This window comes from Peribacillus simplex (assembly GCF_030123325.1).
GTDB lineage: Bacteria > Bacillota > Bacilli > Bacillales > DSM-1321 > Peribacillus > Peribacillus simplex_D.
In genome coordinates this window covers 4,866,380-4,887,532 of sequence record NZ_CP126106.1, presented here as the reverse complement: position 1 = coordinate 4,887,532, position 21,153 = coordinate 4,866,380, and the positions used below count along the sequence as shown (strand labels likewise).

The following is a 21,153-nucleotide window of genomic DNA, read 5'->3' as shown; positions in this document are numbered from 1 at the left end:
TAAAAAGTTACTATCTGAAAGTACGCAACCAAATCTATAGTAATAATATTTTATGAATTAGAAAAAAATAAAGGAAAGGAGGGATTGCGAATGTCTGTGAAAAAGTGGGTAACACGATTGGTCGTTGTGCTTGCAATGTTTGTGGTTGTGACAACACTAGGCTCACTCGGCGTATTTGCCGAATCCGGTGTTGTGACACAGCCTATGGAGACGGGAAAATCGATTGAGGTCGAGTTGAAGGATGATTTCTTTAATCCGAAAGTCATCACCATTCCGAGTGGAACAGCCACAACGATGATATTGAAAAACAAAGGCAGTAAAGAGCACACCTTCACACTGGAAAAGCTCGGAATTGACGTTGAGGTTCAGCCAGGTGAAGAAAAAAACATTACCGTGAATCCGAAACAGCCCGGTACATATGAACTGATATGCCGGTACCATTTCCAGGAGGGAATGGTTGGGAAAGTAATAGTCGAATAAAATGCAGGGCCGATAAGGCCTTGTTTTTTTTATAGGCAAAGGAAATTACTTACTGCCTCCCGAACGGACTTCTCTACTTTGTATTATCGATTAAGGTTTAGAGGGAGTTTTTATTAAGCTTATTTTTCATTACAGAGGATATTGATGCTTGGATCATTAATAATTGTTCCACCTCCAATAAATGGTAAATATAATGTGTGGTAACGTATAAACCATTTAAAATGAGGTGGAAAGGTGTATTTTTTAAAACCTATTTCTGATGAGGCTCGTTTATCTCAATTAATATTCAATAAACATAAAAAAACGATGAAGCTTATTCAAGTATCTATTTTTTCCTGTATTGCTGCCATTCTGCAGTCTGCCGGAGTTTTACCAGGGGTAGGATATTTTATAAGTCCGCTGGCCACTGCACCTATCCTGTTATGTTCCATGTTTTCCATTCCATTTGGGGCAATGTCCTACTTTCTGACAATGATGCTGTTATTCATCCTGCAGCCAACTGAACTAATTGTATTTCCTTTTACAACAGGATTGTTAGGACTTGGCATAGGGGCATCTTTTCACCTTTTTAGAAAGAGGTTAAGTATTATTGCTACTGGTGCCATTCTTTTAATGTTAGGAATTATGGGTCTAATATTTATTTTTCACTTTCCGGTATTAGGTCCAGCCGTCTCTGTTTCCTTTTCATTTCTTACAACTTGCTTTTTATTTGCCTTCATTTATAGCTGGTTATGGGTTGAAATTGCTTTAATCATGTTTAAAAGGTTAAAAATGATTATAATTTAAGGCTCTTTTCGTTAAGATTGTTGTTTTTAAAACGAAACGATTTAAGGTTGATTGGAGTGGAAGTCGAGACTCCTGCGGGAGCAGCGGGAGAGGTGAGACCCCACAGGTGTTTACGAGGAGGCTCACCGCCCGCCCCGCGGAAAAAAAGCATCTGGAGGGAAAATCAACCACACCACATTACTTGGTAAATAGCAACAAAGTATGCGAAAACAGCCTAATTTAATAATTCTCCATCACATGGTTCTAAAATCCATGTAAGAGATTTACTGTGATGATTCATGGAACTATTTCAAAAACAGTGCCTTGGTTAAAATCAGTCACTTTCATAGAGCCATAAACCGCTAAATATAAGCTGGTTTGATTCAGGTTCGTTCCCAAACTAACATAATAGGCTGATTGGGACCCAAAATCATAATCGGTTTGTATCACACTAAAATCATTTTGTTCACCATTTGGTCTTACGGTGGTATAAGCTAAAGCCCCTCTAACCTGGGGTTGAGAATCTTTCCGGGCAAGATCGGTAAACACAACGCTTCCTGTTAAACCAGGAATTGTATTCCCCATATAGGCCTGCACTCCTGTAAGTGCAGTTCCTCCAAACTTATCGGGTCTGGTTTCTTTATGAAAATAACTGGTTAGAGGCTGAAGACGACTCGCTGAAAGTGCTACTGCTTCATTGTAATAAGCAATTGTTTTCTCATCCAAATTATTATTTTCATTGCATCCTCTTATAATCGAAGTAGGAAAAGCACCTTCCCAGCCTCGCCAGCCAAAGTTAATGAATCCCTCTTTGTCAGTTTCAGAATTCATGAAAGAAGCTTGAACAATCTGAGTAACCGGTATTGGTTTATAATGAACGAATGAAAAAATCGACTCAACCAAATCCTGTCCGACACCCCCCACATATTTGATATACTGATTATAAAACCTTTGAAATGAAATGCCTGGTATATTGCGAACCCCTTTTGCAATGACCGTAAGCGTTTCCTGAATAGGCAGAGGAAGTTCATTAAAACGTGTAACAATGGGTGGATTATTGAAGGATATGCTCTTATCTACATCGATTTCAATTATTTTACCAGCTATCTCCATATCATCTTGACTTAAATTAAATGGATCATAGCCTGCTCCGCCATCACCGGTTGTTAAAATAAGTTTTCCGGTTTCAGGTGAAAAGTTTAAGCTATTGACACCATTATGATTAAAAAATGGTCTTCTTATGTTAAGTAATGTCCGTCGTTTTTGAGGTTGACCATTCGATTGTAAAATCCATTCTTCAACTGTATTAATATGATCATATTGAGTTTCTCTATTTATCCACTTTAGGTTTAAAGTTTTGGGATCGCACGGGTTAGGCCTAAAATGTTCAGTAAGGGCCCCTGGACCTTGTGTTCCAGCTACTGAATAATGAAGATAAAACAGACCGTTATAATAAAATTCTGGATGAAACGCTAGCCCCAGCAATCCCCGTTCATCATATCCCCTACCTGAAACACCTTGTTCAGAAGTACCTAATTTTAAAATTCGCGGGCGAATATCCAAAAAAGTCCTTATAACTCCGTTTCCTATGTAAAAGATCTCTCCTACCTGGGTTGCAATAAATAATCTTTCAATTGAGTCACCTGGAAGTATGGTTGTCTTTAAAACAGTAGGTAAATTTATCTTACTTACAATGGGCCGTAAACCAACCTTAACTTTTATCAACTGACTTTGCACCCCTTCTTATCGTTTTCTTATAAGAATATGATTAGAACCGTCTATTAGTACCAAGTTGGGTCGGGAAGCTGATAAGGCATTGCACTTACTTTCCGCGCGCGAGCGTAATTAAACTAAAGGGGCAGGATAGTGCAATAAGAAAATCAAAAATTGGGGATGATACCTTTAATATTGTTAAAGGTATCATCCCCAATGAAGAGTGAATTTCCTTTTTTTATTATGGCTCTTTTCGTAAAGATTGTTGTTTTTAAAACGAAACGATTTAAGGTTGATTGGAGCGCAAGTGCGAGACTCCTGCGGGAGCAGCGGGTCAGGTGAGACCCCACAGGCGTTTACGACGAGGAGGCTCACCGCCCGCCCGCGGAAAGCGAGCATCTGAAGGGGAAATCAACCACACCGCTTTACTTGGAAAATAGCAACAAAGTAAGCGAAAACAGCCTTTATTATTTAAATACTGCTGATAGTAAATAATCAGAAATGATTGTTAGACATTACCTAAAGGTTGGAGTGAGAAAGTGGAAAATCAAGTTGCTTACCTTCTAGAACATTATGGGTACGTCGGAATAATATTTGCTTTAATCGGAGGTATTGTAGGACTTCCTGTACCCGACGAGGTTCTTCTTACATATATTGGTTACAATGTGTTTCAGGGTAAATTATCTTACTTAATTTCAATAGTAAGTGCCTTTGCAGGAGCAACAGGGGGGATTTCGCTTAGCTACTTCATTGGTTATAAATTTGGGTTGCCTTTATTAGAAAAGTTTGGACCAAAACTTCACATAACCGAACAAAAAATTAATATAACAAAGAAATTATTCAAGAAATTTGGACCCTATCTTTTATTATTTGGTTATTTTATACCTGGGGTACGGCACCTTACAGCGTATATAGCATCTGTCAATCGCTTCTCTTTTAGAAAATTTATTGTTTACGCCTATACTGGTGCATTAATATGGAGTTTTACTTTTATCACATTAGGAAGAATATTAGGGGAAAATTGGAACAATGTTGAACTATATATGTCAACATACAGTATTTATGTGATTACGAGTTTATTTGTCCTTTCAATATTCATTTATTTTTTATGGAAGAGAAGAAATCGATTAAGAAGGGGTATTTCATAAAAGTGACGGTTTAGATGGAGGACTTTAATAAAATTATATATAGAGCTTATAGAACTATTGGGTGTGTTAGCTGAAGATTAGAGCTGTCTTTAAGTCAGCTTTTTCTTTATGGAACTATCGAGGCAGGCTAGTTGAATAAAGGAATTTAGTTTACAAAAAATATAGGTTTTTTGAATGAATTAACGGGCACGAGTGCTGAACAAGGGTAGACCAAAATATAAATGATACATAGAATATTTTAGAATTTTTACAAGTGGGTGAATGTATTGAGCTATTATTTTCCCTACCGGCAAGACTGGTCTACTGTATTGGAATATTTAAACTACAGTCTGAACGGCGAACAAATGGTTTGTTCAATGACGACGCAATTATTTCATATCCCTGTCACTAAAAATTTAAAAGGACACGCAGAAATGCATAATCATCTTATTCCAGCCTCCTATCACCGGGTTACAGCATTAGGCTGCGCAAAACGATTGCAGAGTGGTGAATACCATGAATCCATTATTAAAGCCCTGGTTGCATGTGTTAATAATGGGTTGAAGCAAGACAAGGAAGTAACGAAATGGTTAAGGGTTATGAGGGAAAATGCTCCAAGTGAATATAAAGAGTTCATGGATACCGTTATCGACTGGCAGCAGAAGACAGAGGAAAGTTTAGCTTATACCCAGCAGTTGCTAAGGGGAATGGGATTTGACACTGAAAACGGGGAGCCAGCATACTAAAGTAAATATTCATATTGAGCTAACGGGTGCTTTACTTCCATAAGGGAGTTGCTCCGACAGCTCATTTTTTATGGAGCTAAAATTAGGTTACTTCAACAATTGGGCCATTTTCTTGAATAAGGGAAGGGATCATTCGTAAGGAAATCGAAATTAATCAAAGGAATAAATGTTCAAAGCACCTTTGAAAAAATATTCATCTCCACTGACATACTGTTGTCAGCATTAGACGTTTACATTAGCTTTTGGAACAACAACCAGGAAATAACCCGGCGACCCTGAATTTTAAAGAACAGTTACATACTCGACATTGAGGAGGAAATCGAATATGAGCGACCAAAAGACATTACGAGGACTAACCACCGTCAGTTTTTGGGCGGCTGATCTAGTGGCGGCAAAGAAGTGGTACGCCGAGCTGTTGGGTATCGACCCATACTTCGAACGCCCAGGATATGCCGAGTTTCGCCTCGGCGACTACCAGCACGAGCTTGGCCTGATCGATAGCCGCTACGCGCCCGATGGTTCGTCGACCGGCCAGGCCGGTGGTGCTGTCGTGTACTGGCACGTCGATGATGTGACAGCAACTTTCGAGAAGCTGTTGTCCATGGGAGCGAAAGAACACGAAGCACCTACAGTTCGCGGTGAGGGGTTCATTACTGCCTCTGTGGTTGATCCCTTTGGGAACATACTGGGCATTATGTACAATCAGCACTATTTGGAAGTTCTAGGTTCGACCAGAAAAGAGTGATCCGAGCTGTCGGCATTCAGCTTAACGCATGTCCAGTTTGTACTACTCACATCGCTGGTATGTTTACACAATTTATTTTATAGAATCGTTCAATCGAACAAATGAAAATGATTAAATGGTAATCCGCGAAGGGTACGAACCTTTGATAATGAACTAACGGGGGCTTTCCTTTAATAAAAGGAGGGTTCCTTTTATTATGTCGCTATAATGGCAGCATAGAGGAAGAAGGGTAAAAAAAGAACACAAATGTAATATCATTTGTGTTCTTTGAACTTATCCTAATCGATCGCCTTTTTTAACCCTTTGTTGAGGTTCAATTAGAACAGCACCTTGCTCCGAATAAGTCCCCATCACCAAAACTTCTGAACTAAAATCAGCAACTTTAATAGGAGGGAAATTGACCACTCCTATTACTTGCTTACCGCAATCTGTTATTTGAGCGCTACTTTGTTTAATCCCTATTTCTTCTCCAAAATCAACCCATAATTTATAGGCTGGTTTTCTTGCTTTAGGAAATTCTTCTACTTTTGTAATTTCCCCAACACGCATATCTAATTTTTGAAAATCGTCGAAAGTTGCCAATGTTATTCTTTTTTGTATTTATTGAGATAATGATTGATTTTGTTCTTCTTGTCTATCTTTAATAACGATTAAGACTCCTATCAGAATCAAGAAAGATCCTATCCAAAAAGTGATACTAATCGTTTCACCTAATATCAACCAACCTAATAATGTTCCAACAACGGGTTGGAAAAAAAAGAAAACTCCTCCACTAGAGGCATTTAGCATTTGTAAACCACGATTCCATAATAGAAATGCAATAGCTGTTGATATTACCCCTAAATATATTATTCCCCCAAAAATGGTAGGATTCATTAAATCATTTATATTTATTTTAGGTAATCTTGTTATAACTAAAGGAGTTAGAACAACAAAAGCAATTAAAGTAGCATAGGTATTTACAACAAGTTGTGAATAGTCACCAGGCAAGCGTTTTATAAGTACTGACATTAAAGCCCATGTCAATGCAGCTATAATAAGAGAGACTCCTCCTAGCAAACTAGACATATTAATATCGTCAATTCCAACGATAGTAATGACACCGATAGTGGCTAAACTAACAGAAATAGCTTTCTTAAAAGTTAAACGTTCTTTAAGAATTATACTAGCAAACAAAACCATGAATGCAGGTGTCGTAGAAGTGATAATAGCCCCCATCTGTGCAGTAGAAAGCATTGTACCTGTTTCTTGAGTAACAATGGAAATGACGTATCCTATAATTGCAATGGCAATTATAATTCCAAAATGCTGTCTTCTAATTCTCCAATTTTGTTTAGTCACAAATCCAATGATTACTAACGCAACAAGTGCTATAAGATAACGCATCCACACAAGTTCTAATGGTGGTATGACTGCCACTACTACTTTAACGACAACATACATACCTCCCCAAATACTTGAAGCTAATATTAAAAATAAAGAACCAATTAGTGTATTTTTCATGTTTGTACCCTCCGTATTTATTTTTAGGCTTGTTATGCCTTAACGGAGAGAAATAGCTATTCTAAAGTTCTCTCCGTTAAGAGTGGGAGAGTACTGTTGGTACATCGTTTTCAAATAATGGAGTCCAAAACATCTTAGTCACCTCGTTACCAAAATTTCATAATTTTTTTAAGTGTAACAAAAATTAATATTGATGAACACCTTATTTTTTTCCGGATTCATAACTAAAATATTGTTATTAACCTAGTGTTAATAAAAGGGTAAGATACTTTATTTGGTAAAATCAATTCCGTATTTCTTCATTTTTTTATAAAGAGTAGCTCTAGACATTCCTAATTCTTTTGCAGTGATGCTTTTATTTCTATATGTTTTTTCAAGAGTTTGGAGTATACGTTCTCTTTCTAAATCCGACAGTAAGGGCTAAGTTGGATACATTAATTAAAAAAATTGAACTGAATAGCAAAACAGAAGATGTAGAATTTGTAAATATGATTAAAAATTTTGTTATTGATGAACGGATGAGTTTAGAAACGGCAAAATTGATTATTGATAAATATAAAAACGAAAGGAATGATGAATAATGGATGAAGTTTATAAATGGTTAATAGCCTTTGGAATATTAGGGGTTCAATTTTTTTTATCTAGAAGAACCAATGTTTACTGGGGAGCAATTTTACCTATTCTGTATTTAGTTTTTATTTTTGAATGGTTGTCCAATAGAATGGATAATGGACATCCTTTTCACACTATTTTTGTTGCATTTGCTGGATTGATAATTTTATTGGGAGGCTGGGCTCAGGGAAGAGAATCTCTAAAAAATAAAAGAAAGAAAGAATTAGAAAAAATGAAGTTACATGATATTAATTGACGAACACAAGAATTTTAAAAATGATTAAACTTTTTTATAAAGAAGTTAATCTATCATATTAATTTAGACAATAAATTAAATCTGAGGTGTTATTTATAAAAAAACTCGATATACCAATTTTCCTCTTTATTCTTTTCTCTTTAATGGGAGTTAGCTATTTTATATTGCGTTTGGACAATGTCAACAACTCAATAATTGTAATTTTAGTAATGTTGATTTTAATTATTATAGGGTTAAAAAATGAAAGAAGTGCCAACAGGTAACTGAGAATTGCTTTGTGATATATGGTCCTTATAGGAATAATAACAGTAAATATTTTATTTTCTTGAATTGTTCTTATTGAATTAACGCCGCGTTACCTCCATAAAAAGGCCGTCAAATGAACTGCACCCCAATTGTTAGACACCATCTAACAATTGGAGGTGCTTTTTTTATGACAAAATATTCATTAGAGTTGAAATTAAAAGCTGTCCTTGTTTATTTAGAAGGAATGGACTCATTTAGAACTGTAGCCAATCAATTTAATATCAGTTTGACTCCTTTAAAGCAATGGGTGGCGCATTATAAAGAACATGGGATAGATGGGCTAATGTCTACCTATACAAATTATGATATTAGCTTTAAGATGGATGTACTAAACTATATGAACGATTTTGGAGTGTCTAGTACCCATGCAGCTGCTGTGTATAACATTGCTTCTCCTTCTACCATTACTAATTGGCTAAAGCAATTGGAGGAGTACGGAGTTGACGCTCTTGAAACGAAGAAAAAGGGGCGTCCATCCATGAAAAAAGAAACGGAGAAAAAACCAGTAGAAGGGTCATTAGAGGCGTTACAGGCTGAAAATGAAAGATTACGTGCAGAGAATGCATATTTAAAAAAGTTGAGAGCCTTAGTTCAAGAAAGCGAAGCGTCCGAACGCAAAAAGCGAAAGTAGTACATGAGCTAAGGGGAGATTTTAATTTAAAGCTACTTCTGTCCGTCGCAAATCTGGCAAGGAGTACCTATTATTATTGGATAAACGCCTTCGGGCGTCAGGATAAATACGAAGAAATAAAGCCAGTTATTCAGGAGATATTTCATACGAATAAAGGGAGATATGGGTATCGACGCATTACATTGGAATTACGTAATAGAGGGATTTCAATGAACCATAAAACGGTCCTTCGATTGATGAAGGAGTTGGGACTAAAGTGTCTGGTCCGTATGAAGAAATACCGTTCATACAAAGGCAAGATTGGAAAGGTTGCGCCTAATATCCTCAATCGTAATTTTAAGGCAACAAAGCCAAATCAAAAATGGGTTACGGACGTAACTGAATTTCATTTACACGGTGAGAAGTTGTATTTATCGCCCATTCTAGATTTATTTAATGGAGAGATCATTGCTTACAATATCGAATCACGTCCTGTTTATCCCTTAGTCTCCAAGATGCTAGACCAAGCCTTTATGCGATTGGAATCGAAAGATTCCCCCGTTCTCCATTCAGATCAGGGCTGGCATTACCAGATGAAACAATACTCACATGATTTGAAAAGACATAACATTATACAAAGCATGTCCCGCAAAGGAAATTGTTTAGACAATGCCGTCATAGAAAACTTCTTTGGCTTACTGAAATCGGAATTACTTTATTTACAGAAGTTCGACAGCATGGAGCATTTCAAAAAAGAACTGGAAGATTATATCCATTATTACAATCACCGACGAATCAAAGTAAAACTAAAAGGCATGAGCCCAGTAGATTACCGGGTTCATGCCTTCAAGGTTGCCTAATTAAATAAAGTGTCTAACTTTTTGGGTTCACTTCACAAATGGGCCTTTTCTAATGTGTTGCGTTAGTTTGTGAAGGATTGTTCTTAAACTAACGGGTGCGTTAGCTGAAGATCGGGGCTGTCTTTAAGGCAGCTTTTTTTTTTATGGCAATAACGGGGCAGGATAGTTCATCAAGCCATATTTTATTCGAACTGTGCAATGAATACTAAACCACGAGAATAGAAAAATGATATTTAAATCTAATTATTGGGTGTTTATGGTAAAATAAGGTAACCTTAAGTCATATGTAGAGGAAATGGAACAATTCCTTATAAAAAAGCACATTGAAAATCAAGATGAGAATGATGAGTATCAAGACGAAGCAGACGAAGGCGAGGATAGTCATTTTGTGCAAAGTATAGCTGTGTGATTAATATGGAACAACAAGCAACCACCTATACAATATTAATAGAGGAGAGGAATGCCTTATGAAAATACGTAGTCAAATTACATTTGCAAGTCTCGCCCTGTTGATAACTGGAAGTTCCCTGCTATACACATCGCCAACCTCAATTGCAAAAGTAGAGCCCACTCAAAATGTATCTAGTTCGTTACAAACAAGCACTCAACGAGATCATAATTCCGTCAAGCAAGCAATGCGGGATACATTGCAACTTGGATTCCCGGGGATACTTGCTAAAACTTCCGAGGATGGTAAAACGTGGGGTTATGCCGCTGGGGTAGCGAATCTGAGCACCAAGCAACCAATGAAAACAGATTTTCGCTTTCGCATTGGTAGCGTGACGAAGACGTTCACCGCAACGGTTGTACTTCAATTAGCTGGAGAGAACCGCTTGAATCTAGACGACTCCATCGAAAAATGGTTGCCTGGTGTCATTCAAGGAAACGGATATGATGGTAAACAGATTACCATCCGGCAGATATTGAACCATACAAGTGGTATCGCTGAATACTCAAGGTCAAAAGACGCTGATTTTATGGATACAAAAAAATCGTATACGGCTGAAGAACTAGTGAAGATGGGGATTTCTCTGCCCCCAGACTTTGTCCCAGGAAAGGGCTGGTCTTATTCAAACACAGGATACGTATTACTGGGTATTCTTATTGAAAAAGTAACCGGAAACAGCTACGCGGAAGAGATTGAAAATCGGATTATTGAACCGCTTGAATTGTCGGATACATTCCTACCTGGCAATTCAAGCGTTATTCCAGGCACCAAGCATGCTCGGGGATATTCCCAACCAGACGAAGCAAGTGAGATAAAAGACGTTACTTATTATAACCCAAGTGCAGGCAGCTCGGCTGGAGATATGATTTCTACTGCTGACGACTTAAATAAATTCTTCTCTTCCTTGCTCCGTGGCAAATTACTGAAGGAACAGCAACTAAAACAAATGCTTACTACAGTTCCTACAGGAAGAGCAGGAATTGATGGATATGGTCTTGGAATCTATGAAACTAAGCTTCCAAACGGTGTCTCGATATGGGGACACACAGGTGGCATTCTAGGGTTTTCCACTATTGCTGGAGGTACACTTGGAGGCAAGCATACATTGGTCGTCAGTTTGAACAGTTTGGGTAGAGATAACAGTCCTAATCCTTTTAAAAATATTTTACTTGCTGAATTTAGCAAGTAGGCAAAAAGGGAAAATGGAAAAATTTTATCATAGTTTTTATAGTTAAAAATATACCTTTCCGGTTCAAAAGCCCCAACTTACTTTTAAAAACAGTGAGCTATTAAGCAAGAAAAAGGTAACTCCTTCTCAAATAACGGTTAATGCATTAAAATGTTGCAAAAACGATTTAATTTCTAATGAGCGATGAAGCAAATTGGATTACAGATCAGATTATTCATTCAGAAGGTGGATTTTAAAAGGTAAATTAAACAAAAAAGGCTTTGGTTCTAGAACCTTTTTGTTGTATTAAATTCCAAGGATAGATTTCAATTTTTGAAAGTTTGTACTTAAACTAACGGGTGCGTTAGCTGAAGATCAGAGCTGTCTTTAAGGCAGCTCTTTCTTTATGGAACTAACGGGGCAGTTTAGTTGAGTAACAAATTTTTAAAGTAACATAGTTTTAGGTATGGTAAAATATGTTATTAACACAAACTCGAACCATTAGGAGGTTTTTAAATGAAATGGAAATTAGTTTTGACCATAGGGTTTGCTGGTGCTTTAGCTTTATCAATCGGTTTTGCGAAGGACCTACAAAGTACAAAGGTATTTGCACAAACTGGACAGTCAAAAGTAAAAGTTGAACAAACTGCCACTAATAACGGAGATCAATACAGAGTTATATCAGTAGAAGAGCAAAATCGTAGAGAAGGTAATGTAGCTGAAGGAAAAAATGTTACCACAATTATTTCAGTAGAAGAGCAAAATATGGTGGAAAATAGTTCAGCTCAACAAGGGTTTGTTCCACAAGAAAATGGGACAGGTTTCTATTTCGAAAAAGAAAATAAAAATTAAGTTTAGTTGTTAAACTAACGGGTGCATTAGTTCATTAGTGAGCTTTGAGGATCAGCTCTTTTCTTATGGTGCTAACAGGAGCAGGATAGTTTGAATAAAATATAAAATGATTTTCATTTCAAAATGGATGCATATCCGTTTCGAATCTATTCATTGATTCATACCCTATTAATATTAGGGAGGGGATGAATAGATGGCATCTAATGATGAATTAATTTGTCAAAAGTTTGCTAGGATTATCGGCGGCCAAGAAGGATTTGCGGGTGGAAAATGTGTGACAACCATAAATCGAAATGAAATAAAAGCAAAAATTTTAGGGAAACGCTTTAGAGTGACTTCTTCTTTCTCATTTGAATCAAGAGATAAGACTGGACAAGCATTGTGCCTAGGTAGGGTAGCACTCTTGCAAAGTGAAGTCGAGAATTTTGTTGCTTTGATTCTTAAACAAGGAATAATAGTTTCATCCATACACAATGAGTGGCTATTTGATGATCCGAATTTGATTTACGTTAATATCGAAGCTGTTGATGATCCATTAGTTTTTGCAAAGAAAGTCAGAAAAGCGTTAAGGAACTAACGGATGTCCCACTAGTTGATTTTTGACGAACATAATACACGGTGAAAACTTGGTTTTGTTGAACTGACAGGTGCGTTAGCCGAAGATTGGAGCTGTCTTTAAGGCGGCTTTTTTGTATGAAAACACATTAGTAAAAAGTCATGCTAAAATAAACCCTCCATATTCTCATTTTTTTTCGAAGGGCGTAAATGTACTATGTCGTTATTTTAACTGGTTATGCAGTTTGTTGTTTAGATGGAGCGATTGAATAGCCTTTCTTTTTTAGGTATTCGATCATTTTTAATTCTTTGTTATTTTGTTTTTCTTCAAGGTAATTTGAGCCTAGTTCATGATAGGGTTCTCCTGTTTTTAAGATGTTGTAAGCAATCGTCAATAGTAAATGAGCAGAAGCAATTCGTCCTTTCATTTTTCCCTGCCTTTTGGTAATCCTTTTTCGATGTGAAGCAATTCGATTATTTTGCCTTGATGTCGCTAATACACACTCTACGGCCATCGTTTTCAGAGCTTTGTTACCTTGTGTGGTTTTACTCGTTTTTTTTACCAGCACTTTCGTAATTTCCAGGACTCACACCAGCCCAAGAGGCAAGATGTTTAGCCGACTTAAATAAGGACATATCCACGCCCATCTCTGCAATAAAAGTAGCTGCGGCAGCTTTGTTCACACCAGGTATACCATCCAATAATTCTACTTCCTTATGATATGGGGATAGGAGTTGATCAATTTGTTTTTCCAATTCTTCTATGGCTTTTTCTAAATAACTCATATGCTCCCAATGGTAACGCAACATATCACGATGATGACGGCGAATACGACCATTAATTGCATGGGCAATGTCAGTAATACTTGCTTTTGTTCGCCAATCCACCATTTTTCGAAGACCATCGGTCTCTATTTTTTCACCGTTTAGAATCGCTTCAAGGATTCGGCGTCCCGATACACCAAAAATGTCTGATAGAACGGAAGTTAGCTTGATATTAGCATCTTGAAGAATTTTGTGAATGCGATTCTGCTCTGATGTGCGATGATGAATCAATTTTTTTCGATAACGAGTAAGATCACGTAAATCACGAATATCCTCTGGTGGGACAAAATTGCTTTCAATAAGTCCGCATCTTAGAAGCTTGGCAAGCCATTCGGCATCTTTTACATCAGTTTTACGGCCTGGAACATTTTTGACATGCCTGGCATTGGCAAGAACAAGGTGAAAAGATCCTTCGAGTATATTCCATATTGGTTTCCAGTAGACTCCGGTACTTTCCATCACAACATCGGATACCTGGAGGGGAGCGAGCCAATCACTCAAAGCCAAGAGTCCCGTTGTTGTAGTTGAAAACGTTTCAATAGAGGTTTTTGGTTTTTTATCTAATGGACCAAATAATACACAGGCTACTACTGTTTCTTGGTGCACATCTAGGCCAGCACACCGTTCAATCATTGCTTCCATAGGAGAATCACCTCAAAAAAAGATTAACAATACATATGACAGGAGATTTGTTACAAAAATTTTTGTATACGTACTAGTAGTACACTAAATGGTTCTTCCATACTGTCACAACCAGTTTCTTATACAGGGTATCTTCCTTAAGATCCACCAAAAAAAGTTCAGCCTGGTTGTATTGTTATCATCCATTATCGTCAACGGTTTAATGGGTTAGACTCTATTTTTGAGTTTAGATTTTCGTAGTAGATGGTGGCGGCGAGGAGCGCCGCCATAGGAGTTTCTTATGGAACTAAAGGGGCAGGATAGTTCAACAGTAACTTGAAGGATTTTCTCTAAAAAATGCTGAATTTACAATAATATACATTTTAGTTTTTAGGGGGACCGTTATGTGGGAGAGAATGTTTATAAGTACAACTCGTGGAAAGTTTGAGATCTTTACCCAAGGAAAAGGAGAACCAGTTTGTATTACCCATTTATATAGTGAGTTTAATGAATTAGGTTATTATTTCGCCGACACTTTTGTAGATCAATTCAAAGTTTATCTAATAAACTTAAAAGAAGCAGGAAACTCTTGCAAAGCAGGTATAGAAGAGGAATTAAGTATGAAAGAAACCTCTAAGGATTTAGAGGCTATTAGAGAAGCTTTAAATTATAATAAATGGTGCTTTGCAGGGCATTCAACTGGAGGAATGCTGGGTTTAATTTATGCAACAATGTTTCCAAAATCTCTGACAAAACTATTAGTTGGAGGAGCAACTGCTACTAAAAAATATATGGAACACGAAGGCAGTATTTATAGTCCTCGTAGTCCACTAAATAAAAAACTGAAAAAGATTTTTGCCGTACTAAAATCTCCTGACTCTACCACTGAAGAGCGAAGGGATGCTAACAGAGAATGGACTAATATGTCTTTATATAACAAAGAAAGATGGGATGATTATTTTAATAAACCGAGCAGTGGGAAAGTTGTACAAAAAAGGCTGGATTATTATTCCTTTAATGATTTGCCAAACTACGACATTCAAAATGAACTGAATCAGGTTACGATCCCGACCATTGTTTATTGTGGAAGGTATGATGCCCAATGTCCTCTTGTTTTTTCTGAAGAAATAAAGGCTGGTTTAAAAAATTCCAAACTTTATATTTTTGAAAAAAGTAATCACGTACCGTATTTAGAAGAGAAAGAAAAATTCCTTCAGATGGTTTCTGATTATAAAGGACTGAAAACGAAAACCTATTCTTAATGAACTAATGGGTGCGTTAGCTTAAGATTAGAGCTGTCTTTAAGGCAGCTTTTTCTTTATGCAACATCGGGGCAGTTTAGTTTAATAAGACTTTTAAAATCAAACTATCAGTTGAAACCTTTTTAGGAAAAATCTCGTATACAGATTTAGGAAAATGTTTTTTAGAAAAGGAGAAACAGGTTATGTTTATAGGGGATATTATATTTCAAGTAATTGTTTTCGGAGGTATAGCATTAATTTTAGGTGTCTTAGGTTATTTATTTTTTAGGAGGACAAAGAAAAGCTAATTAAATTTCTAAATTAAGTAACGAGTGCTTTACTTATCAGGAGTTGATCAGCAGCTCCTTTTTTATGCAACCATCGGGGCAGTTTAGTTCAGGAAGGAAAAGTACAGACAGATATAGAAACTTGTATTTACTACTAAGGTGGGAGGAGCTTATGCTAACTAAGATTTACATTGTCAGACATTGCGAAGCACAGGGGCAACCTTCGGAATCACAATTAACAGAAAAAGGTTCAAAACAAGCGAAATATTTAGTTGACTTCTTCAGTAATGAAAAAATTGACCGAATAATATCAAGTCCGTTGTTGCGTGCTATTCAATCAGTAGAACCATTAAGTGAGAAAACGAATATTAAAATAGAGATTGATGAACGCCTCTCAGAACGTATTCTAAGCACAACGGACTTACCTGATTGGTATGAAAAGCTAAAAGCAACATTTAATGATATGGAATTAAAATTTGAAGGCGGAGAGTCAAGTCAAGAAGCAATGAATCGAATCGTAAATGTTGTAGAAGAAGTCTTCAAAAGTGGGACTGAAAACACAGTAATCGTCAGTCATGGAGATATAATTTCCTTACTTTTAAAGAATTATAATAGTAACTTTGATTTCGAGTGTTGGAAAAACCTTAGTAATCCTGACGTTTTTCAAATAAACTGTATTAATAATAAAGTGATCTTGGAACGTATATGGGATGAAGATAAAGTAATAGAAATCTAATTAAATACAATATTTTATAGAAGTAACGGGTGCGCTAGCTGAAGATCAGAGCTGTCTTAAGGCAGCTTTTTCTTATACAACTATCGGGGCAGGTTAGTCGAATAACTGAAAACTAAAGGAACATTTAAATGTTATAGAGTGAAAAGATAAAAGCTGAGGTAAAGTATGGATGAAATTATAAAAACTCTTCAAGACAGAGTAAAGTTTCTGCAAAACGCTACTAAAATTGAAAAACTATCAAAAGGGTACTCTCCCGATAAAAAATATGTAGTTTATGTTGATGATAACAAATTTTTGTTACGAGTATATGATATCTTGGGGTATGAAAAGAAGAAGGCAGAGTTTCAAATATTGAACAAAATGAAACAGTTTAATGTTCAATCATCACAGCCAATTGATATAGGTATTATTGAAGCATTAAACGCCGGTTATAATATTTATTCTTATATTGATGGTGTAGATGCAAAAGAGGCAATACATACACTTAAAGAAGAAGAACAATATAAAATTGGAATGGAAGCAGGTATACAACTATCGAGGATGCATTTATATGAAGCACCTTCAACAGTTAAAGCCTGGTATGACCTAGTGATGGATAAGCATTATAGATATCTAAATGCTTACAAATCCTGTGGTATAAAAATTAAAAATGATGAAAAAATTATTGATTTTATTGAGAAGAATAAACATCATATAAAAAATCGTTCCAATCACTTTCAGCATGATGATTTTCATCTGGAGAATATCATTGTGAAGGATAAGCAGTATGCTGGTGTAATTGATTTTAATAATTTTGATTGGGGAGATCCCTTTCATGACTTTGTAAAAGTAGCATTATTTCAAAGGGAATTAAGCATTCCATTTTCAATTGGACAAATTGAAGGGTATTTTGATGGTAGTGCTCCTGAAGATTTTTGGATGCTTTATTCTATCTATACGGGAATGGTTATCTTTTCATCAGTTGTATGGTCTTTACGATTTGCACCAGGCGATTTAGATGCAATGATAACACGATTATACGTTGTGTTGGAAGACCACCAAAACTTTGAGTTACTAAAACCTACATGGTATGAACCAAATAAGTTATTTAGCTAACAGGTGCGTTAGCTGAAGATCGGAGCTGTCTTTAAGACAGCTTTTCTTACGGAACTATCGGGGCAGGTTAGTGAAAGAAGGGATTATTTATCAAAGTGGAAAATGGTACAATTTAGGAAAGAGGTGAGGTAAATGAGTCTTATTCTTTTTGCTTTTATTCACATACTAATAGGGTTAGCATTAATATACTTTTATGGTAAATTACCAAAAGCAATATCGGCATTTGCGTTTGTTTTTTTTACTATGAGTTTTCTTATTGGGGAGTCATTTTAACAATTCTTTAATCAACTAACGGGTGCTTTAGTTATTAACAGGGGGTGCTGCGGCAGCCTTTTTCTTATGGCACTAACGGGTCAGGTTAGTTGAAGAGTGCTATTTGATCTTTATTCAATAATTGGGCCATTTAATGGAATAAGGCTTATTGAACGGGTAGTAAAGTTTAAAAAAGTATTATTAATATTTCACAAAACTAAAAGGTAAATAGTGGTAATGTGGATGGAAATCCTAGAAGTCCAAGGAGAGTGTTATTAGTTGCTTGATTATGAGCGTTCTTTGTCGTTAGATTTCGAGGAATCTTCGTATATTGAAAAGGATGGTTATACGGTTAGAGATGTGTCTTATTTAAGTCCGTATGGTGGTAAAGTACCCGCATATCTGGTCGTTCCAAAAACAGACGGACCTTTTCCAGCAGTTGTTTTTATGCATCCAGGTCAAGGCAACCGAACAACATTTTTGTCAGAAGCTGAAGCTTTAGCTTTAAAAGGTATAGTTTCTCTTTTAATCGCTGCACCTGCCATGCGAAACGATTATCCAAAAGATTTATCTGAGGAACAGATGTTAAATCTCATGGTAGAGACAATAACTAATATTGGACAATATACTCAGACAGTTATTGACATTCAAAGGGGAGTTGACCTTCTTTTTAGTTTAGAAAATATTGATATAAATCGTCTTGCCTATATTGGACATAGTTTGGGGGCTACTTGGGGTGGAGTTCTCGCTGGCGTCGAAGAACGTATTAAATCATATGTTTTAATGGCTGGATTCTCTAGTGTGTCTGAGTGGCATAAAACGAGTGAGCATCCATTAGCGACATTGATTCGTGCCAAGCTTTCAAGAGAGCAGTTTAATAAATTTATTTCAGAATTGGAACCATTAGATGCAATTCATTATATAAATAAAGCTACGCCTGCATCACTGTTATTTCAATTTGTTCATGATGACGAATTTGTACCAAAACATCAAGCAGATACATTCTATTCTGTTGCAAGTTCACCAAAGGAAATTTCTTGGTATAAAACTGATCATCTGTTTACGAGTTGCGATTCTGCCTATCAAGAGCGTACAAAATGGATTATCAAGCAATTAGGACTTAACAATAATTAATCTATTTGAGACTTTTGAACCCATTTCAAGGATCTAAGTATTCCGGAATAGGGAGCGATTCTGGAATAAGGTTCGCTTTTCTAAAGGAACTCCCATGAAAATTTAAAAAGCTCAAAATCCAGAAAAAATCACAACAAAATAGACCCAGTAAAAACGCTTTTTAAAAAAAGGCTGAGCCTTATGAGTGATCTGATTGAGTTTGGTAAATCGTTAAACAAAAACCTCCAATTATAGCAAATTAAGTAGATGCTAGCGCGACGACAAAAAAAGGATTAATCTCCCATGAGTGCTACCCATAAAGGGCGCGACAGTCGGTGGTACACCGTGGGCGTCGGAGTCAGACTAACGGATGGGCTCAAAGGCACCATAGTTCAATGACCTTCTTCGCCAGCCATTAAAACATTATCGACATAGAGACCAATTTTCATTCTCTGTGGTGAAGCGCTGATTTTTGCGCTTCATGGATGGCTAACGGGGCAGGTTAGCATTCCTGTAGATCGTTAAATATCAGGTTTGAAAAAAATAGAGCCCCTCAGTAAGATACGAGTATAGAGACCAATCTAACTCAAAATCTTAAGGAGGAAGCCCTACTATGAATTTTAAAATGCAAAACAAACAAAATCAACTAATTGAGAGAATTACGGATCAACATCTAGTTGTTGGTGTGGATATTGCCCAACACGTACACGTGGCCCGTGCTGTAAACTTTCGGGGCATTGTGGTCGGGAAACCCCTTTCTTTTGAAAATAACGAGGAGGGTTTTACTAGCTTACTAAACTGGATCCAGGAACTAAAACAAATGAAAAATCTAGACACAACGATAGTCGGAATGGAACCTACCGGCCATTATTGGATAAACCTTTCAAAGTGGCTAGTCAAACAAAACATGGATGTCGTCACCGTCAATCCTCACCATGTCAAAAGAAACAAAGAAAATCGTGATAATACGCAATCCAAAAGTGATAAAAAAGATGCCCTTGTCATCGCTGATATGGTGAAGAATGGCTACTATGCCTTCGTTCGTTCCACTTCAGAATCATTTGAAAAACTTCGTGTCCTTATGGCTAACCGAGATGTGATCGTTAAGCGTCTTGTTAGCTCCATCAACCAAATTAATCGCTGGGTGGATGTTGTCTTTCCCGAGCTCCGGCAAGTGTTTAAAGACGTATCATGTAAAGGGGCAATCGCAACCCTACGCCTCTTTCCTACCCCAGCTGAATTATGTTCCTTACAGCCTCAAGATATCGTAACCGGATGGAAATCATGTATGAAGCGACATTCCGGGCATAAAAAAGCCCGTTCCCTGCTTGTATTGGCCAAGCGTTCAATTGGTACGAAACAAGCCCTTGATGCGTATAAACTTCATTTGGGACAGTTATTAGAGGAATATGATCTCGCTTCATCCCAACTCGAAAGAGTGACGCAAGAAGTCACAAACGTCTTGGAACAGATTCCATTCGTTAAGCAAATACTTGCCATTAAAGGAATCAGCGAGATTTCACTAGCGGGAATCTTAGGAGAAGCTGGAGATTTGAGTGGGTTCGCTCACGGGAATGCGCTCCTTCGTCATGCAGGATTGCATCTCGCTGAAGCAAGCTCTGGGAAGTGGAAAGGCCAAATTGTTCTTTCCAAACGTGGAAGATCACGCCTGCGGCGTTACATCTTCCTTGCGACCATGAGTCTGGTGATGAATAACCCTGAGTTTAAAGCCCTACACTCGAATAATGTTAAAGTGAAGAAGATTAAGAAAATGAAATCCATCATGAAACTTTGTGGAAAACTCGCCCGTGTCCTAGTAGGGATAGCTCGTAATGGCTCTGCCTATAAACCGGAAATGATCTTCTCAATTGAACAACTAGCAGCGTAAATTTACATTCACATTGTTATATAACGAAAGTTGGCTTATCCGTAGGATTTCAAAGAAAGCACGAAGTACTGGATGTAATGAACAAAAGGGCAATGACCCGTTCTGTTAGCAAAACCGGCCTTCACCCCTTGGATAGGCATGACGAAGGAATGAAAGGGCATAGGATTATGACCCGTTGAGACATGGGAGGGAAAGCCTCCAGGGGCAGCGTGGAGAATACGTGCAGTATATGTAATAATATGGGATTTTCAACAGATCCCCTATTTCAATCTGCCCTCATCTTATCAAAACGGTCCTATCTCTTTCGTTCATCTGAAGCAACCTATACCATGTGGTTTGAAATCCTGCG

Annotated in this window: 20 protein-coding genes and 2 pseudogenes; 16 read left to right on the top strand and 6 right to left on the bottom strand. The window is 37.0% G+C overall.

From position 1 onward, the window contains the following. Positions 1-90: 90 nt before the first annotated feature. Positions 91-480, top strand: a complete 390-nt coding sequence (locus tag QNH43_RS23330) for a cupredoxin domain-containing protein (RefSeq protein ID WP_283915897.1) — start codon at positions 91-93, stop codon at positions 478-480. A 234-nt stretch (positions 481-714) separates the two neighbouring features. After that, positions 715-1,266, top strand: coding sequence for a hypothetical protein (locus tag QNH43_RS23325; RefSeq protein WP_283915896.1), 552 nt, complete (start codon positions 715-717; stop codon positions 1,264-1,266). A 276-nt stretch (positions 1,267-1,542) separates the two neighbouring features. Here QNH43_RS23325 and QNH43_RS23320 read toward each other — a convergent pair whose 3' ends face one another. After that, positions 1,543-2,970 (bottom strand): PQQ-dependent sugar dehydrogenase, encoded by a 1,428-nt coding sequence (locus tag QNH43_RS23320; RefSeq protein WP_283915895.1) that lies wholly within the window; start codon positions 2,968-2,970, stop codon positions 1,543-1,545. A 527-nt stretch (positions 2,971-3,497) separates the two neighbouring features. Here QNH43_RS23320 and QNH43_RS23315 point away from each other — a divergent pair. The 3 genes from QNH43_RS23315 (at position 3,498) to QNH43_RS23305 (ending at position 5,576) form a co-directional block, all read left to right on the top strand. Next, positions 3,498-4,106 (top strand): DedA family protein, encoded by a 609-nt coding sequence (locus QNH43_RS23315; RefSeq protein WP_283915894.1) that lies wholly within the window; start codon positions 3,498-3,500, stop codon positions 4,104-4,106. A gap of 266 nt (positions 4,107-4,372) precedes the next feature. Continuing rightward, entirely contained in the window at positions 4,373-4,831 is a 459-nt protein-coding gene (locus tag QNH43_RS23310) for a hypothetical protein (RefSeq protein WP_434060140.1), read from the top strand. 325 nt (positions 4,832-5,156) lie between these two features. Next, a complete protein-coding gene (locus tag QNH43_RS23305; RefSeq protein WP_283915892.1) occupies positions 5,157-5,576 on the top strand; it encodes a VOC family protein in 420 nt (139 codons plus the stop codon). 273 nt (positions 5,577-5,849) lie between these two features. Here the strand turns inward: QNH43_RS23305 and QNH43_RS23300 are convergent, their stop codons facing one another. The 3 genes and pseudogenes from QNH43_RS23300 to QNH43_RS23290 form a co-directional block, all read right to left on the bottom strand. Continuing rightward, positions 5,850-6,158, bottom strand: coding sequence for a tRNA-binding protein (locus QNH43_RS23300; RefSeq protein ID WP_283915891.1), 309 nt, complete (start codon positions 6,156-6,158; stop codon positions 5,850-5,852). Between the two features lie 18 nt (positions 6,159-6,176). After that, complete coding sequence (locus QNH43_RS23295; RefSeq protein ID WP_283915890.1) at positions 6,177-7,079, bottom strand: DMT family transporter; 903 nt, start codon at positions 7,077-7,079, stop codon at positions 6,177-6,179. Between the two features lie 270 nt (positions 7,080-7,349). Next, positions 7,350-7,484, bottom strand: a pseudogene (locus QNH43_RS23290) (helix-turn-helix domain-containing protein); the annotation flags it as partial. Positions 7,485-7,486: 2 nt separating this feature from the next. On the opposite strand from QNH43_RS23290, the pseudogene QNH43_RS23285 reads away from it, so the two are divergent. From QNH43_RS23285 to QNH43_RS23255, 6 genes and pseudogenes are all read left to right on the top strand, one after another. Further along, positions 7,487-7,660: pseudogene (locus tag QNH43_RS23285) on the top strand (SHOCT-like domain-containing protein); the annotation flags it as partial. Further along, positions 7,660-7,947 (top strand): hypothetical protein, encoded by a 288-nt coding sequence (locus tag QNH43_RS23280; RefSeq protein ID WP_283915888.1) that lies wholly within the window; start codon positions 7,660-7,662, stop codon positions 7,945-7,947. The pseudogene QNH43_RS23285 and the gene QNH43_RS23280, both read left to right, overlap by 1 nt. A 433-nt stretch (positions 7,948-8,380) precedes the next feature. Beyond that, a protein-coding gene (locus tag QNH43_RS23275; protein WP_283915887.1) for an IS3 family transposase occupies positions 8,381-9,723 on the top strand; the annotation gives its coding sequence in 2 pieces (ribosomal slippage) (positions 8,381-8,822 and positions 8,822-9,723; 1,344 coding nt in all). A 467-nt stretch (positions 9,724-10,190) separates the two neighbouring features. Further along, the gene (locus QNH43_RS23270; RefSeq protein WP_283915886.1) at positions 10,191-11,360 is read left to right on the top strand and encodes a serine hydrolase domain-containing protein; all 1,170 of its coding nucleotides are present in this window, start codon (positions 10,191-10,193) and stop codon (positions 11,358-11,360) included. Positions 11,361-11,855: 495 nt separating this feature from the next. Continuing rightward, positions 11,856-12,191 carry a hypothetical protein gene (locus QNH43_RS23260; protein ID WP_192207562.1) on the top strand — a complete coding sequence of 112 codons (336 nt, stop codon included), beginning with the start codon at positions 11,856-11,858 and terminating at the stop codon, positions 12,189-12,191. 193 nt (positions 12,192-12,384) lie between these two features. Beyond that, positions 12,385-12,768 carry a DUF1259 domain-containing protein gene (locus QNH43_RS23255; RefSeq protein ID WP_076370413.1) on the top strand — a complete coding sequence of 128 codons (384 nt, stop codon included), beginning with the start codon at positions 12,385-12,387 and terminating at the stop codon, positions 12,766-12,768. 214 nt (positions 12,769-12,982) lie between these two features. Here QNH43_RS23255 and QNH43_RS23250 read toward each other — a convergent pair whose 3' ends face one another. Then, the gene (locus tag QNH43_RS23250; protein WP_283915885.1) at positions 12,983-13,315 is read right to left on the bottom strand and encodes a hypothetical protein; all 333 of its coding nucleotides are present in this window, start codon (positions 13,313-13,315) and stop codon (positions 12,983-12,985) included. Next, on the bottom strand, positions 13,293-14,213 hold the full coding sequence (locus QNH43_RS23245) for an IS110 family RNA-guided transposase (RefSeq protein ID WP_283915884.1): 921 nt from the start codon (positions 14,211-14,213) through the stop codon (positions 13,293-13,295). The genes QNH43_RS23250 and QNH43_RS23245 overlap by 23 nt, the downstream gene beginning before the upstream one ends. Positions 14,214-14,596: 383 nt before the next feature. On the opposite strand from QNH43_RS23245, the gene QNH43_RS23240 reads away from it, so the two are divergent. From QNH43_RS23240 to QNH43_RS23220, 5 genes are all read left to right on the top strand, one after another. After that, positions 14,597-15,454: an alpha/beta fold hydrolase gene (locus tag QNH43_RS23240; RefSeq protein ID WP_283915883.1), complete on the top strand. Its 858-nt coding sequence runs from the start codon at positions 14,597-14,599 to the stop codon at positions 15,452-15,454. Between the two features lie 438 nt (positions 15,455-15,892). Further along, entirely contained in the window at positions 15,893-16,456 is a 564-nt protein-coding gene (locus QNH43_RS23235; protein ID WP_283915882.1) for a histidine phosphatase family protein, read from the top strand. Positions 16,457-16,621: 165 nt separating this feature from the next. Continuing rightward, positions 16,622-17,551, top strand: coding sequence for an aminoglycoside phosphotransferase family protein (locus QNH43_RS23230; RefSeq protein WP_283915881.1), 930 nt, complete (start codon positions 16,622-16,624; stop codon positions 17,549-17,551). Between the two features lie 531 nt (positions 17,552-18,082). Further along, positions 18,083-18,937: an alpha/beta hydrolase gene (locus QNH43_RS23225; protein WP_283915880.1), complete on the top strand. Its 855-nt coding sequence runs from the start codon at positions 18,083-18,085 to the stop codon at positions 18,935-18,937. Between the two features lie 592 nt (positions 18,938-19,529). Continuing rightward, the gene (locus QNH43_RS23220; RefSeq protein WP_283915879.1) at positions 19,530-20,804 is read left to right on the top strand and encodes an IS110 family RNA-guided transposase; all 1,275 of its coding nucleotides are present in this window, start codon (positions 19,530-19,532) and stop codon (positions 20,802-20,804) included. The last annotated feature ends 349 nt before the right edge of the window (positions 20,805-21,153 follow it).